At 65.2% G+C, this 13,410-nt stretch carries 12 protein-coding genes; 5 read left to right on the top strand and 7 right to left on the bottom strand.

Annotated features, from left to right (window positions below):
- Positions 1 to 81 precede the first annotated feature (81 nt).
- Positions 82 to 1,035, bottom strand: coding sequence for a LysR family transcriptional regulator (locus tag G6N81_RS11580; protein WP_165137151.1), 954 nt, complete (start codon positions 1,033 to 1,035; stop codon positions 82 to 84).
- Positions 1,036 to 1,173: 138 nt separating this feature from the next.
- Between G6N81_RS11580 and G6N81_RS11575 the strand changes: the two genes are divergently transcribed.
- Entirely contained in the window at positions 1,174 to 3,129 is a 1,956-nt protein-coding gene (locus G6N81_RS11575) for an alpha/beta hydrolase family protein (protein ID WP_165137148.1), read from the top strand.
- 44 nt (positions 3,130 to 3,173) lie between these two features.
- Here the strand turns inward: G6N81_RS11575 and hflX are convergent, their stop codons facing one another.
- Positions 3,174 to 4,778, bottom strand: coding sequence for a GTPase HflX (gene hflX / locus G6N81_RS11570; protein WP_241244975.1), 1,605 nt, complete (start codon positions 4,776 to 4,778; stop codon positions 3,174 to 3,176).
- Between the two features lie 36 nt (positions 4,779 to 4,814).
- Between hflX and G6N81_RS11565 the strand changes: the two genes are divergently transcribed.
- Positions 4,815 to 5,453 (top strand): class I SAM-dependent methyltransferase, encoded by a 639-nt coding sequence (locus G6N81_RS11565; RefSeq protein ID WP_165137145.1) that lies wholly within the window; start codon positions 4,815 to 4,817, stop codon positions 5,451 to 5,453.
- Positions 5,454 to 5,474: 21 nt separating this feature from the next.
- Here G6N81_RS11565 and G6N81_RS11560 read toward each other — a convergent pair whose 3' ends face one another.
- On the bottom strand, positions 5,475 to 6,170 hold the full coding sequence (locus G6N81_RS11560; protein WP_165137142.1) for a LysE/ArgO family amino acid transporter: 696 nt from the start codon (positions 6,168 to 6,170) through the stop codon (positions 5,475 to 5,477).
- A gap of 92 nt (positions 6,171 to 6,262) precedes the next feature.
- Between G6N81_RS11560 and G6N81_RS11555 the strand changes: the two genes are divergently transcribed.
- Positions 6,263 to 7,138 (top strand): LysR family transcriptional regulator ArgP, encoded by an 876-nt coding sequence (locus G6N81_RS11555; protein WP_241244974.1) that lies wholly within the window; start codon positions 6,263 to 6,265, stop codon positions 7,136 to 7,138.
- On the opposite strand, the gene dapF is transcribed toward G6N81_RS11555, so the two are convergent.
- Positions 7,135 to 8,013, bottom strand: coding sequence for a diaminopimelate epimerase (gene dapF / locus G6N81_RS11550; RefSeq protein WP_165137136.1), 879 nt, complete (start codon positions 8,011 to 8,013; stop codon positions 7,135 to 7,137). The genes G6N81_RS11555 and dapF overlap by 4 nt on opposite strands.
- 112 nt (positions 8,014 to 8,125) lie before the next feature.
- On the opposite strand from dapF, the gene G6N81_RS11545 reads away from it, so the two are divergent.
- A complete protein-coding gene (locus tag G6N81_RS11545) occupies positions 8,126 to 9,040 on the top strand; it encodes an ATP-binding cassette domain-containing protein (RefSeq protein WP_165137133.1) in 915 nt (304 codons plus the stop codon).
- Between the two features lie 88 nt (positions 9,041 to 9,128).
- On the top strand, positions 9,129 to 10,121 hold the full coding sequence (locus G6N81_RS11540; RefSeq protein ID WP_165137130.1) for an ABC transporter substrate-binding protein: 993 nt from the start codon (positions 9,129 to 9,131) through the stop codon (positions 10,119 to 10,121).
- 27 nt (positions 10,122 to 10,148) lie between these two features.
- Here G6N81_RS11540 and miaA read toward each other — a convergent pair whose 3' ends face one another.
- From miaA to G6N81_RS11525, 3 genes are all read right to left on the bottom strand, one after another.
- A complete protein-coding gene (gene miaA, locus G6N81_RS11535) occupies positions 10,149 to 11,060 on the bottom strand; it encodes a tRNA (adenosine(37)-N6)-dimethylallyltransferase MiaA (RefSeq protein WP_165137127.1) in 912 nt (303 codons plus the stop codon).
- A 3-nt stretch (positions 11,061 to 11,063) separates the two neighbouring features.
- Complete coding sequence (gene miaB, locus G6N81_RS11530; RefSeq protein WP_165137124.1) at positions 11,064 to 12,614, bottom strand: tRNA (N6-isopentenyl adenosine(37)-C2)-methylthiotransferase MiaB; 1,551 nt, start codon at positions 12,612 to 12,614, stop codon at positions 11,064 to 11,066.
- Positions 12,615 to 12,711: 97 nt separating this feature from the next.
- Positions 12,712 to 13,404 carry a regulatory protein RecX gene (locus G6N81_RS11525; protein ID WP_165137121.1) on the bottom strand — a complete coding sequence of 231 codons (693 nt, stop codon included), beginning with the start codon at positions 13,402 to 13,404 and terminating at the stop codon, positions 12,712 to 12,714.
- Positions 13,405 to 13,410 lie beyond the last annotated feature (6 nt).

Here is a 13,410-nt window from a genome sequence, read left to right as displayed (position 1 = left end):
TCCCCGCTGAGGAGATCAGCGTAAGCACGGAGACCAGTTATAGCCTCATTCGGAACCTTAACCCTGAGACATAGTCAAAACCTATGTCAAGAGTTCGACGCCGAATCCCGCGACAACATCGCGCATTTCGGCGACGAAACGCTCCGCCTGTCCCGTCAGCGCAGAAGAGCTATGGCCGATCCACCCGATCTCGATGCGTTCGTCCACGTCGAGGGGCACGGCCACGATCGACGGATCCAGGTCGTCGGAGACGATGCCCGTCGAGATCGTGTATCCATCGAGGCCGATCATGAGGTTGAAGATCGTGGCGCGGTCGCTCACCCTGATGTCCTGCTTGGCCGACCGTGTGGAGAGGATCTCTTCGGCGAAATAGAACGAGTTGTTGGCGCCTTGGTCGAAGGTGAGTCGCGGCAGATCCTCGAGGTCATCAAGCGTGACTCGCTCGCGCCCCGCGATCGGATTCGACCGCGCGATGAAGATATGTGGCGTAGCGCGGAACAGCGGCGTGAACGCGAGACCTGACTCGCGAAGCAACTTGTCGATGACGTTTCGGTTGAAGTCGTTGCGGTAGAGCACGCCGAGCTCGCTCCGGAGCGTTCGCACGTCCTCGATGATGTCCCAGGTGCGCGTCTCGCGAAGAGTGAACGCATATTCCGGAGCATCGGACGCCCTCACCATCCGCACGAACGCGTCGACGACGAAGGAGTAGTGCTGAGCCGAAATAGCGAGCAGGCGGCGCGATGGTGGACGGCCCAGGTACTGCTGCTCGAGGAGCTCCGCCTGCTCGACCACTTGACGCGCATAGCCGAGGAACTCCGTCCCGTCCTCCGTGAGCGTGACGCCGCGAACCGAGCGGACGAGAAGGGCGCGGCCCACCCGGCGTTCGAGATCTTTCATGGCCGCGGACATCGTCGGTTGCGAAACGTAGAGCAGATCGGCGGCCGCCGTGATCGAACCTTCTGCCGCGATCTCGACGAAGTACCGCAGCTGTTGCAGGGTGATGCCGCTCGCCGTCCCGGCATTGTCGCGCGTCATAGCCACAAGCTATCCCAGGACACGAGCAGAACAACAACCTCGATAAAAGCCCGCCGGGGCGGCGCGCGATCGCCACCCCGATCACACTTTTCGCTCGCCCTGCTTCGTCACATTCGGTGATCGAATAGCGTGGGGGACATGGCGCGCACACTCCCGTACGGCACCTGGCCCTCACCGATCTCAGCGGCTTCGATGCCGGAAGGATCCCTCCGGCTCGGGAGGGCACAATACGTTGCGGATTCGGTCTGGTGGGCCGAGTCAGTTCCCCAGGAGCAGGGACGCACCGCCATCATGCGCGGCGACGGCGAACACGTCTTGTCCGCGCCGTGGAGTGCGAGAAGCCGCGTTCACGAGTACGGCGGTGGCCCCTGGGTGTCGCTCGACGATGAGCGCTTTGCGTTCGTGAACCAGAAAGATCAGCGGGTCTACCTCGCCGCGGGCATGACCGAACCCCTCGCGATGACGGCGGACGACGCACGCGAGTCGTACGGTGACCTCGTCTGGGCAGAAGGTTCGCTCTGGGCCGTGCGCGAGACTCATAGCTCGGCGCATACGACGCCCCGCCGAGACATCGTCACGATCCCCCTCGACGGCTCGCACCGTGTCGTCAGCGTTGTGTCTGGCAGCGACTTCCTCGCCTACCCTGCTCCGCGCGCAGGCCGACTCGCCTGGATCGCGTGGAACCACCCCGACATGCCGTGGGATGCCGCGGAACTGCGCGTGGGCACACTCGCCGGAGGCGTTGTGACCGAGTGGGTCACGGTCGCCGGTGGCCACGGCGCCGCCAGCGACAACAGCGTGAGCGCGCTCCAGCCCGAGTGGACAGGCGACGATGAACTGATGTTCCTGCAGGACCCGCCGCTCCTGCTTCCCACACCGACGGGCGATCACCCCGCCCGTTGGAACCTTTTCTGGGCACGATTCGACGAGGGCATTGCCCCTCTCAGCCTCGAGGCCATCTACCAGGCCGACACCGACACGGGCGGCCCACTGTGGCAGCTCGGTGCCCGCTGGTACGCACCGCTCGATGACGGCCGCGTTCTCGCCGTGTCGACCAACGGACGATCGGCGCTGGTCCTCATCGATCCGACCAGCGGGGCCGTAAGTGAACTCGAGACGCCCCTCACGGGGGATGTGCACATTCACGACGTGCGCGGCGCACGAGTGCTCCTGACGGGTGGCGGCAGCAGCGTCACGGGCGGACTGTGGGAACTCGACCTCGACGGGCACTCACTCGAGGCGCTGCGCGGCGGAACTCCCGCGACCGGCGAACTGTGGTCGATCGCCACTCCCCTAACCTTCCCCGGACCGCGCGGTGATGTTCATGCCTTCTTCTACCCGCCGCACAACCCCGACTTCACCGCCCCCGAAGGCGAACTTCCGCCCGTCATCGTTCTCGTCCACGGCGGACCGACCGGACACGTCACCGGTGATCTCTCGCAAAGCACGGCATTTTGGACCAGCCGCGGCATCGGCGTTCTCGATGTGAACTACGGCGGATCGTCGGGGTACGGCCGGGCCTACCGCGAGCGCCTCCGGCACACGTGGGGTATCGCGGATGTCCACGATGTTGCGGCCGCGGCACAGGGCCTCGTCGATGGGGGCCTCGCCGACCCGAAACGCCTCGCAATCAAGGGCGGCTCGGCCGGTGGCTGGACGGTGCTGTGCGCTCTCGCCGATACTGACGTTTTCTCGGCCGGCATCAGCCGGTACGGCGTCGCCGATCTGCGACTTCTCCTGGCCGAAACGCACGATTTCGAGGCGCGTTACATCGACAGCCTCGTCGGCCCGTGGCCCGAATCCGAGGACGAATACGTGCGGCGCTCTCCTCTGTCACGTCCAGAATCGCTACGCACACCGCTGCTGATCCTGCAAGGCTCGGAGGACCCCGTTGTTCCCCCTTCGCAGTCAGAGGCTCTCCGTGACGTCATGAGCGCAAACGGTGTTCCCCACGCGTATTTGCTCTTTGACGGCGAAAGCCACGGTTTCCGCGGCGCGGAAACCATCACCGCTTGCTTTGAAGCGGAGCTGTCCTTCCTCGGCCAGGTGCTCGGTTTCGAGACACCGGGCGTTCCCACGCTCGATCTACATTGATGCTGTCGGCCCGGAGCGATCGCTCCGGGCCGACAGCATTCGCGTTACGCCGCGAACGGAGCGAGTTCGCTGGCCAGCTTCTCGCCCACTCTGGCGCGAACGAGTGTTCCGCGCTCTTCGTGGGATTGCTCGAGGAACTGCCCCGTCTCGTGGATCTGCGAAATGAGGTCGCCTCGCTCATACGGAACCAGCACCCTCACCTCGACGTCCGGAACGGGAAGCGCCGCTTCGACGACGGAACGCAGCTCGTCGATCCCCTCGCCCGTGTGCGATGAGACGAAAACAGCATCCGGAACAAGGCCGCGCAGCACGAGCCGCTCGGAATCGTCGATGAGATCGACCTTGTTGAAAACGACGATCTCGCGGACGTCTCGTGCGCCAACGTCGGCAAGGACCTCGCGCACCGTCGCCAGCTGACCAGCCGGGTCTGGGTGACTTCCATCGACAACGTGGACGATGACGTCGGAGCCACCGACCTCCTCGAGCGTCGAACGGAATGCCTCAACAAGCTGATGCGGCAGGTTGCGCACGAATCCAACGGTGTCCGCCAGCGTGAAGATGCGACCGTCGGACGTTTCCGTTCGCCGAACCGTCGCATCAAGCGTGGCGAACAGGGCGTTCTCAACGAGAACTCCAGCGTGTGTGAGCCGGTTGAGCAGACTGGATTTTCCGGCGTTGGTGTATCCAGCGATCGCAACGGACGGAACCGTGTTGCGGTTCCGCTCGGCACGCTTGGCCTCTCGGGCCGGTGCGAAGTCGCGAATCTGGCGCCGCAGAACAGCCATGCGTGTGCGGATACGACGGCGATCGAGCTCGATCTTCGTCTCACCGGGACCGCGCGAGCCCATACCGGCGCCTCCGGCACCCACCTGACCACCAGCCTGGCGGCTCATCGAGTCACCCCAACCGCGCAGGCGCGGCAGGAGGTACTCGAGCTGTGCGAGCTCGACCTGCGCCTTGCCCTCGCGGGTTTTAGCGTGCTGGGCGAAGATGTCGAGGATGACGGCCGTTCGGTCGATCACCTTGACCTTGATGACATCTTCCAACGCACGGCGTTGGCTCGGCGCCAGCTCGGTGTCGGCGATAACGGTGTCAGCGCCTTCCGCCTCGACGATCGCTTTGAGTTCTTCCGCCTTGCCGCGTCCGACGTAGGTTGCCGGGTCGGGGTGCGCACGTCGCTGGAGCATGCCATCGAGCACAACGGATCCGGCGGTTTCGGCCAGAGCAGACAGCTCGCGCAGAGAGTTCTCGGCGTCGACGAGGGAATGCCCCGAGTACACGCCAACGAGAACCACGTTCTCCATGCGCACCTGGCGGTATTCCACCTCGGTGACATCTTCGAGCTCCGTTGACAGACCGACAACGCGGCGAAGAGCGCGCCGTTCCTCACGATCGAGCTGATCGCCGTCTCTGTCGTCCGAGTGGGCGGTGCTGTTGTCTTGAAGTGCCTGTGCGTCGCCGAAGATCCGGGCTGATGAGCGTCGCTGCTCGCGTGCGAGAACGCGTTCAACGGCGTCATCGCCATGCTCCGCGGGGCCGGACGGAACGGTCGTATCGATGGTGTCGATCGGAATTCGCCTCTCATAAGGGGTGCTTAGCCCTTCAGGATACCGCGAAACGCCCGGGTGCAGGCGGTTCATCACACCCATTCCCCTCTCAGCGCTCCTCCGGTAGAGTCGCCCGCCATGGGGGATCACTATTTCAGTGCCGAGCCCTCGAGTCAGGAACAGCTCCGGCGCCTCGCTGTGACCCTCGCGGATCGCGATGTTGACGTCACAACAGCGGGTGGTGTGTTTAGCCCCGATCGACTCGACAAGGGCACGGACGTACTGCTGGCAAATACGCCAGAGGCGCCGGCTGGCGGGGACTTCCTCGACATCGGGTGCGGCTGGGGACCAATCGCGCTGTCGATGGCGATTCAGGCGCCGCGAGCGCGAGTCTGGGCGCTCGACGTCAATGAGCGCGCCCTCGACCTGGTGCGGCGCAACGCCGCCGATCTCGGCCTCGAGAACGTCCATGCCGTGACAGCCGATCAGATCCCCTCAGATGTCGTCTTTCGCACGATTCGCTCGAATCCCCCGATCCGCATCGGCAAGCCCGCGCTCCACGAGCTTCTCGAAACGTGGATCCCTCGTCTCGACCGCCACAGCGACGGCTACTTCGTCGTGCAGAAGAACCTCGGCAGCGATTCGCTTCAGCGCTGGATGGACGCAACGTTCGCCGATGGTTACTCGACCAGGCGCCACGCCACGGCCAAGGGCTTCCGCGTTCTGAAGGTGCGCCATCACGGCGATCCCCCCACCGGTCCTCTCGACCAGATCTGACGCGCGCCCCCGCGAGCTCGATCAGGCGAAGGCAATACCCGCGGCGAGCGCCATCATGCCGACGGCGATGATGCCATCGAGAATCTGCCACGACCGTGGCGAGCGCAGCCAGCGCGCCGCGTAGCGCGCAGCGAAGGTGATAAACGCGAACCAGATCGCGGATCCGGTGATCGCACCAACGGCGAACATGCTCGCGGCTTCTCCGTAGTGGGTCGACACCGACCCAAGCAGCAGAACCGTGTCGACGTACGTGTGCGGGTTGAGGAACGTGATCGCCAGGCAGGTCAGAACGGCGGGGAGCAGCGCGCTCTGCACCGCCGGAACGACCCGCGTGAGAGTAGCTGTTGCCACGGCTCCCGTGCGCAGGCTCTCCCCGGGCTCCGGAGCCGGCTCGGCGGGCGCTGTGAGAGTTGCTCCGCTGGGGCGGAAGGCGCGCCACGCGGCCATGAGGCCGTAGCAGGCGAGGAACGCGACGCCGCCCCATTTGGCAACGTCGAACAGCCACGGAACGCTCTCAACGATCACTCCGAATCCCGCAACACTCGCGGAGATGAGGACGACGTCGCTGACGAAGCACACGGCGGCGAGGGTGAGCGCGTGCCGGCGCCCCTCGTGCGCGTGCCGAATGCCCTCGCGAAGAAGGAACACGTTCTGAGCGCCCGGCGCGACGATGATCGTGAGGCACAGCACGAGGCCGGAGAACAGAGCGGTGAGCATGTCCCCATCCTGTTCCGGCGCGTGCGACAATCAAAAGCAAATGTGCACACGCGAACGTTAGTGAAGCAACGCTTATGTGGATCGCTCCCGACTTGGCGGAAACCGTCGCCGCAATCGTTGACGAAGGGTCCTTCGATGGCGCCGCCCGGCGTCTGCGCATCTCCCCCTCGGCGGTGAGCCAGCGACTGCGTGCCCTCGAAACCCAAATCGGTAGTGTGCTCGTCGTCCGATCACGCCCCACGCGCGCCACCGAAGCCGGAGCCGTCGTCGTGCGCCTCGCCCGACAATACGCCGTGATCGGACACGAGGCATCCGTCGCCCTCGGCCACGAACAGCGCGATGCCATGCACGTGCCGATCGCCGTCAACGCCGATTCCCTTGCCACCTGGCTTCTGCCAGCGCTCGAGCGCGTTACCCGCGACCACGAGGTGACCTTCGAACTGCTGCGCGAAGACGAGGACCGCACCGCCGCCCTTCTTGACTCGGGCTCCGCGCTTGCCGCCATCACCTCCGAGAGCCGTCCGATCGCCGGCTGCTCCGTGACCCCTCTTGGTTCGACGGAGTACATGGCGGTGGCCACGCCCGCGTACATCACCAAGTGGTTGCCGGAGGGTGTGGGCGCCGACGTTCTCCGCCGCGCACCGCTGATCGATTTCGACCGCTCGGACGACATCCAATCCGACTGGTTGCGCGCACACGGCGTTGACCCGATCGTGCCGCCACGCCACTACGTTCCGGCTTCGGAAGACTACGCCGCGGCCGTACGTCTCGGCATGGGATGGGGCATGCTCCCGCCTGCCCAGGCCGCTGCATCAATCGAGGCCGGCACGCTCCGCACGCTGGGGCACCCCGATCTCACCGAGCCCCTGTTCTGGCAGCAATGGAACATCGCCTCGCCGGTTCTGACCGCCATTCGCGCGAGCGTTGTCGGCGCAGCCCGCGCCGCCCTCGACCAAAGCCGAGACTAAGCGAGCGTGACAGTACCGGAGTAGACGAGCGTGGCCGGTCCGGACAGCGCAACGTGCTCGCCGTCCTGGGTCGGGAACATGCGCACGCCGAGGGTGCCGCCCGGCACCTCTACCCGCCAGTTCTGCGGCGCGCCCTCGCCCGCCCAGCTGCGAACCGCGAGCGCCGCCGCAACGGTTCCCGTTCCGCACGAGAGCGTCTCGCCGACGCCGCGCTCAAACACGCGCATGCGAATGCGGCCGATGCCGTCCTTCACGAGAGGCTCGGCCGGCACGACGAACTCAACGTTGGCGCCGTTCTCCGGCAGAGGGTCGATCTTGGGCAAGACTGTGAGGTCGAGCCCGTCCAGTTCTTCGTCACCCGCGAGCGCGACAACGACGTGGGGGTTGCCGAGGTCGATGTCCATGCCGGGGCGAGCGACATCGAGACCCTTCGCCCGGACGAGCGGGTCGATACCCGCGGTGCGCCACTGGCCAAGATCCACCTGGAAGCCCGTTTCGCTGCGCGTGACATCCTTCACGCCGCCGCGCGTTCCGATCGGCAGCGTCGATCCCGGCTCGAGCTCGGCCAGGCCAGTGTCCAGCAGATACCGCGCGAACACACGCACACCGTTGCCGCACATCTCGGCAATTGACCCATCAGCGTTGCGGTAGTCCATAAACCACTCCGCTGCAGGCTCCTCCGCCAGAACGGCCGCACCCTCGGCAATCGCCGCAGACCGCACAACCCGGAGAAGGCCATCGCCGCCGATACCGAACCGCCGATCGCACAGCGCCGCCACCTGCTCGGGCCCGAGGTCGATCTCACCGGCGGGATCCGCGATGATCACGAAGTCGTTACCGGTTCCGTGGCCTTTTGTGAAGGGGATCTCGGGCATGCCCACCAGTCTACGGTTCCACGCTGGCGTGGTACTCCTGTCTGACGTAGCGGCCCCCAGGTTCATCCCCCGCTCCGATGTGCTCACGCGGCGATCCGAGTGAGATGGAGACATGATCACAGCAGAGAACCTCACGAAGCGCTTCGGCGGGCACACCGCCTTCGACGATATCTCCTTCACCGCCGAACCCGGCAGGGTGACGGGATTTCTCGGGCCGAATGGCGCGGGCAAGTCGACAACCATGCGAATGATCATGGGGCTCGATCGTCCGACCTCGGGGCGCACAACCGTGAATGGACGCCCGTTCACGGAGCACACCGATCCGCTCCGACAAGCCGGCGCACTGCTCGATGCACAAGCTGCTCACCCCGGGCGAACCGCGACGGACCACCTGCGTCTACTCGCCGCGAGCAACGCTCTGCCCCAGCGCCGCGTTCCGGAGGTCATGGCGCTGACGGGGATCACGGACGTTGCTCAGCGCCGCATCGGGAGTTTTTCGCTCGGAATGACACAGCGCCTCGGAATCGCCGCAACCATGCTGGGCGATCCGCAGGTCCTCATCTTTGACGAGCCTGTCAACGGGCTCGACCCTGAGGGCGTGCACTGGGTGCGCGGCTTTGCTCGCGCCCGCGCCGCCGAGGGACGCACCGTGTTCCTGTCATCGCACCTCATGAGCGAGATGGCTCAGACGGCTGACCACATCATCGTTCTCGGCAAGGGGCGCGTGCTTGCCGATGCCCCCATCCGGTACTTCTTGCGCGCCGCGGACGAACACGTGACACGTGTGCGCGTGTCCGATCCATCGGTTCTCACGTCCCTGATCGCCGCGGACGGCGTGACCATCACACGAACAGCGAAGGACACCCTCGAGGTCGTTGGCGTTCCCGCGCACCTAGTCGCTCGCGCTGCCGCTCTGGAGAATCTCGAGCTGCACGAACTGACTCCGATCTCCGCCTCACTTGAAGAGGCCTACCTCGCTCTCACCGGCGACGCCACCGAGTACCGTTCCGACCAGGCCGCGGCCTGACCTCCGAGAGAAGACAATCGTCATGACAACGCTCACCATGTCCGAAACCTCGACTCCCGCGCCGTATTAGTCGTCACTCCCCGCACGGGTGCGGTTCTCCTCTCTTCTCCGCGCCGAGCGGATCACGCTGTCGAGTCTGCGCGGTCACCGCGCCGCGCTGATCGTCGGCATCCTGGCAACGCTGCTCCCGTCCGCCGGAGTTGCGCTCCTCTACGGACGAGAATTCGCGAACGACCCCGCCTCAGCAGTCGAGTGGATTCCGGCCGTTCCCTCGCTGGCTCTCAACGGCTCGATCTTTGTCGTAGCGATCGCCGTGATCGTCGGCGGCGCTGACAACACATCGGCCGACACGATCGATGCCGCCTTCCCCGTCACGGTCGAACACGAGTTCGGCGAAACCGTTGTCGCAGAGGAACCGCAGCGCGTCGTCACCCTCGGATGGGGAGACCTCGACAACGTTCTCGCGCTGGGCATCACTCCCGTGGGATTCGCCGGCACGAGCGCCGATGACAACGGCTCTCTCTTCCCCTGGTCAGCTGAGCTCGTCACGGGCGAAGAGCCCGTGTACCTGGGTTCGAATACCGAGTTCGACCTTGAGCGCCTCGCCGCAGCCCTCGGCAGAGAGGAAGCAGGCGAGAAGCTACTGAGCGACCTCGATGATCGGTTCGCGGCCGTTTATGCCGATCACCCCGAGTTCGCGGACACAACGGCAGCAACAGTGATCACCTACGACGCGACGGCTTACTACGTTTTCACAGCCCTCGATGGGCGCGGTGCCTTCGTTGAAGCGCTCGGATTCACCCCGCCGGAAGCAACCATGGCGCGGCACGACGGCGAATCATTCAGCGTGACCGTCTCGCCGGAAGAGGTCGCACTTTTCGACGGCGACCTCGTCATGTTCATGACAGAAGAACCCGACTTCGACCCCGCTGAGGACAACGCTCTCTTCGACCGCTTCGACGCCGAGTTCCTCGCCGTCACGGGCGCCGATCGCTGGGCGATCTCCATCAACAACCCCGTGTCGATCACCTACGCGCTCGACAGCCTCGTCCCCGATATCGCCGCGGCACTGGGGCGTTAGCGGCAACCGGCGTGGGTCACACGTAGCTCAGAGTGCGTCGGCAGCCGTGGCACGGCCGGCGTCGAGCCAGCGAACGTCTGCGTATCGCTTGAACCAGCTGACTTGCTTTCGCGCATAGCGCCTGGTGAGCGCCTGGGTTTCGGCAATCGCTTCGGCGGGGCTCTTCTCCCCCGCCAACTGAGCAAGGGCCTGTGCGTATCCGATCGCCCGGCTCGCGGTCTTCCCGCGCTCCAGACCAGCCGCGCGCAGCGCCTCGGTCTCGGCGACCATTCCGTCGGCCCACATCCGCTCCACACGGCGATCGAGACGCTCGACCAGCTCGGCACGTTCCATGCGCAGGCCGATGATTTTCGTGCGGGCGTGCCACAATATCGGCGCGTCCGGCAGAGCGGCTCCGTGGCCGGAGCTGCCCTGTGCGAGCACTTCTAGCGCCCGAACAACCCGCCTGCCATTTCGTGCGTCGACCCGCTCCGCCGTCGCCGGATCCTGCTGGCGGAGCTCTTCGTAGAGCGCATCGGCACCCTCCTCCTCCAGCCGGCGTTCCAGAGCGGCACGTAACGCATGATCGCGCGGAGGAAACTGAAAGTCGAAGATGGCGCTGGAGACGTAGAGGCCTGATCCGCCGACGAGAATCGCGTGTTTTCCGCTGGCCTGAATCGCGTCGATAGCCGCACGAGCATCCCGCTGATACGCGGCGACTGCCGCCTCCTGTGTGACGTCGAGCACGTCGAAGAGATGGTGAGGGATGCCGCGGCGTTCCGCGGGAGCGAGCTTCGCCGTGCCGATGTCCATGCCGCGATACAGCTGCATAGCGTCGGCGTTCACAATCTCCGCTGCCTGGCCGCGATGCTCAAGCATCTGCGCGAGGTCGAGGGACAGATCGCTCTTCCCTGTTCCTGTTGCGCCGACGACGGCCCAGAGACGCGGGCCGCCTTCCACGGCTCAGACCTCCTGGCGAAGGATCGGCAGGCCGAGGCTCACGGCACCGCCAATGTTCGTTGCGCCGCCCGAGGACGGAACGCCACACGACTCCGCCTGCGAACGATCCCATGCATCGCCGGCGCGCGTTCGTCGAATGGTGAGCGGAGCACCGTCAGGGCTGTCCGCGAGAAGGTGCGACGGAGCCGCGTGTGTGACGGTGACGGTGACGACATCGCCGGGACGCGGAACAGCGGACCCTTCTGGCACCTCGAAGTGCACGAGTCGGCTGTCTTCCGCACGTCCCGTAAACCTGTGCGTGGCGGCGTCTTTTTTGCCCTCGCCCGTTGACACGAGCACCTCAAGCGTTCGGCCGAGCTGCTTCTGGTTCTCTTCGAGAGTGATGCGCTGCTGGAGCGCCAGGAGACGCTCATAGCGTTCCTGAACAACGGCCTTGGGAATCTGGTTCTCCATCGTCGCCGCGGGTGTTCCTTCGCGGATCGAGTACTGGAAAGTGAAGGCACTCGAAAAGCGAGAAGCTTCGACGACTCGCATCGTTTCGTTGAAGTCCTCATCGGTTTCGCCGGGGAAGCCGACGATGATGTCGGTGGTAATCGACGCGTGAGGAATGCGCTCGCGAACGCTCTCGATGATCTCGAGGAACCGCTTTGAGCGGTACGAACGGCGCATGTCTTTCAGCACCTTGTCGCTGCCGGACTGCAACGGCATGTGCAGCTGCGGCATCACATTGGGAGTTTCCGCCATGGCATCGATCACGTCGTTCGTGAAGGCGGCCGGGTGGGGGCTCGTGAACCGCACGCGCTCCAGCCCTTCGATGTCGCCGCAGGCGCGCAACAGCTTGCTGAACGCCTGGCGGTCGCCGAACTCGACGCCGTAAGTGTTGACGTTCTGCCCCAGGAGGGTGACTTCGATCGCGCCATCGTCGACGAGCGCGCGGATCTCCTGGAGGATGTCGCCGGGACGGCGGTCCTTTTCTTTGCCACGCAGGCTCGGAACGATACAGAACGTGCACGTGTTGTTGCAGCCAACCGAGATCGACACCCATCCGGCATACGACGAATCGCGCTTGGTGGGCAGCGTGGATGGGAACACCTCGAGCGACTCGAGAATCTCGAGCTCGGCCTCGTCGTTATGCCGCGATCGCTCCAGCAATTGCGGAAGCGACCCCATGTTGTGGGTTCCGAACACGACGTCCACCCATGGCGCCTTGGTGATGACGGTGTCTTTGTCCATCTGCGCCATACACCCGCCGACGGCGATCTGCATGCCGTCCCTGACGTCCTTCTTTGACTTCAGGTGACCGAGCGTGCCGTACAGCTTGCCCGCTGCGTTCTCGCGAACAGCGCAGGTATTGATGATGACCACATCAGCATCCGCGCCCTCGTCGGCGCGCACATAACCGGCGCTCTCGAGAGAGCCGGAGAGGCGTTCGGAATCGTGGACGTTCATCTGACACCCGAACGTGCGCACCTCATACGTGCGGGCCCGCCCCGAGGCGTCAACGGCGGCAGGAGACGGGGCGATGATCGTTGGGGTGCTGGATGGCGTGGTCATAACGCTTGCAATTCTACGTAATGTGCGCCCGCCCAGCCCCGTCCGCTCTCAGGAAGCAGGTCGGGGCTGGACGAATCACGGCGACGGGCACCGCCCGCTATCGAAAACGCACTCCCGAGGACCCGCCCTGGGCCTCGTCGAGCGCCTGATTCGCGACGGTCATAGCCATTGACCCGCCGTAACCGCGGCGCGCGAGTTGGCCGACGAGGCGACGCAGCCCGGTGTCGCGGTCATAGCGAGAAAGGCTGCGCGCCTTTGTGCGTGCGTACTCAAGCGCCCGCTCGAAGTCATCGTCGGGTAGTTCCGCAAGAGCGGCATCGATGACATCGCGTGCGATGCCCCGCTTGTTCAGGGCTTGGCCGATCGCACGGCGCCCCTCGTGTTTGCGTGTAACGCCCGCGTACACGAGTTGTTCGGCCAGAACGGCATCATCGATAGCCCCGACGCGCACCAAGCGATCGATAACGTCTTCCACGGCATCGTTACTCAGCCCGTCGCGGCGCAAACGCTCGCGTGCTTCGCGCTCTGACAGCCCCCGCGAGGCCAGCGCCCGCATCAGGCGCTTCTCGGCGTGTGCGGTCTCCTCGTCGCGTTCGGCAACGACATCGTCCTCGAGAGCGGGAGCAACGGGGTCGATGGGATCGTCTGCCAGAAGGTTTTTCCACGTGGCGTGCCAATCGGCATCGCTCGGTGACGGAGCAGGAGGAACGGGCGGAACGGTGCCGCCGAAGAGAGACACGACGGGGGCGAGACGCTCATCGCGCTCGCCCCCACCCTGTTGCTGTGTCACGGGGTT

This window comes from Microbacterium amylolyticum, assembly GCF_011046975.1.
GTDB classification, from domain to species: Bacteria; Actinomycetota; Actinomycetes; order Actinomycetales; family Microbacteriaceae; genus Microbacterium; species Microbacterium amylolyticum.
The sequence above is the reverse complement of the archived record's forward strand: the minus strand, read 5'-3'. Positions and strand labels throughout refer to the sequence as shown.

Bases quoted from the DNA above. Each gene is read 5' to 3' on its own strand.
- G6N81_RS11565 (WP_165137145.1), top strand. From the start codon at position 4,815: ATGGGGGATCACTATTTCAGTGCCGAGCCCTCGAGTCAGGAACAGCTC.
- G6N81_RS11580 (WP_165137151.1), bottom strand. From the start codon at position 1,035: ATGACGCGCGACAATGCCGGGACGGCGAGCGGCATCACCCTGCAACAG.
- miaB (WP_165137124.1), bottom strand. From the start codon at position 12,614: ATGACCACGCCATCCAGCACCCCAACGATCATCGCCCCGTCTCCTGCC.
- G6N81_RS11545 (WP_165137133.1), top strand. From the start codon at position 8,126: ATGATCACAGCAGAGAACCTCACGAAGCGCTTCGGCGGGCACACCGCC.
- G6N81_RS11575 (WP_165137148.1), top strand. From the start codon at position 1,174: ATGGCGCGCACACTCCCGTACGGCACCTGGCCCTCACCGATCTCAGCG.
- G6N81_RS11560 (WP_165137142.1), bottom strand. From the start codon at position 6,170: ATGCTCACCGCTCTGTTCTCCGGCCTCGTGCTGTGCCTCACGATCATC.
- hflX (WP_241244975.1), bottom strand. From the start codon at position 4,778: ATGGGTGTGATGAACCGCCTGCACCCGGGCGTTTCGCGGTATCCTGAA.
- dapF (WP_165137136.1), bottom strand. From the start codon at position 8,013: ATGCCCGAGATCCCCTTCACAAAAGGCCACGGAACCGGTAACGACTTC.